The organism is Kineococcus indalonis, from assembly GCF_009906395.1.
Classification (GTDB): domain Bacteria; phylum Actinomycetota; class Actinomycetes; order Actinomycetales; family Kineococcaceae; genus Kineococcus; species Kineococcus indalonis.
Window position 1 is genome coordinate 1 of sequence record NZ_JAAALM010000780.1, and the last position, 1292, is coordinate 1292.

Annotated in this window: 1 protein-coding gene and 1 pseudogene; one reads left to right on the forward strand and one right to left on the reverse strand. The window is 81.0% G+C overall.

What is annotated here, in order from left to right; translation table 11 throughout:
• Positions 1-518, forward strand: a pseudogene (locus GTR00_RS21060) (hypothetical protein); the annotation flags it as partial.
• A gap of 5 nt (positions 519-523) precedes the next feature.
• On the opposite strand, the gene GTR00_RS21065 reads toward GTR00_RS21060, so the two are convergent.
• Positions 524-1292: TetR/AcrR family transcriptional regulator (locus tag GTR00_RS21065; RefSeq protein WP_166613466.1), on the reverse strand; the 769-nt coding region annotated here is incomplete at its 5' end.

Genomic DNA, 1292 nt, shown 5'->3' on the forward strand with positions numbered 1-1292 from the left:
GCCCCGCGGCGCCCCCGCCGATCGCCGTGGCGCGCCCCGAGGCGCGCTGGCTGTGGGCGCTGGCGCCCGAGGAGGACGTGGAGCGCACCAGCGCGCTGGACGCCGCCGCCCTGGCGCGCTTCCTGCCCGCCGGGGGCGGCCCCGGCGACCGGGCGGGCAGGGCGGCGCTGCGCGAGGAGGCGCGCGCGGGCGCGCGCGCCGTCGTCCTGCGCCGCGGGGTGCGCCGGTGGGTGCTGGCCGTGGCGCTGACCTGCTGCCCGGAGGTGGTGCGCGCCCACCCCCCGGGCTTCCGGCAGGTCGGGCCGCCGGTCGAGGAGGAGCTCGCCCGGGACTGCCAGCGCCTGCTGGGCACCGCCCGGCTGGTCCTGGCCGTCGCCGAGCACTGGCCCGACCCGTGGATCGGGCTCTCCCACCGCTGCGGGCTGCCGGCGGCGCTGGTGCGCGACCGGCTGAGCACGCCGGCGGGGCTGGCCGCCGAGGAGGTGCTGGCCGCACTGCGCACCGGCGCGGCGCCCTGAGGGCCTCACGCGCTCCCGGGGACCGCGCCCGGCGCGGTCTCCACGAGCACGGCCAGGGCGTCCAGGAGGCGCTGCAGGCCGAACTCGAAGGCGTGCTCGGGGTCGTGGGCGCTGCCGTGGGCGGCACCGGCGGCGGCGCCCACGCGCACCGCGCGCGGGTAGCGCCGCGGGTCCAGGACGCGGGCCAGCAGCGGGCCGGCCGCGGCCCACCACTGCTCGTCGGTGGTGCCCGCGCGGCGCTGCTCGCGGGCGGCGGCGGCGTCGCGGGCGCAGGCGCGCACGAGCAGGAGCAGCTGGGTCAGGCAGTCGTCGACGGTGACGTCGTCGAGCCCGCAGCCGTCGAAGGCGGCGAGCTCGTGCTCGTACTTGGCCGTCTGCCCCGGGCCCAGCGGGGGGCGCAGCGTGGAGACCTCCGCGGCCCAGGGGTGGTGCCGGTACAGCAGGCGGTTGTCCTCGGCGACCGCCCGCACGCGCTCGCGCCACGGTCGCCCCGCGGTGTCCCGGCGCGGCGCGGCCGCGTACACGGCGTCGAGCACCACGTCCAGCAGCTCGTCGCGGTCGGCGACGTAGGTGTACAGCGACATCACGCCGGTGCCCACCCGCTCGGCCAGCCTGCGCATCGTCAGCGCCGCCAGCCCGTGCTCGTCGGCCAGCGCGACCGCCGCGGCCACCAGGGCGTCCAGGTCCAGCGCGCGGCGCGGGCCCCGGCGCGGGGAGGCGGCCGGCTGGCGCCACAGCAGCGCCAGCGTGCGCGCGGGGTCACCGGCCCCGGTC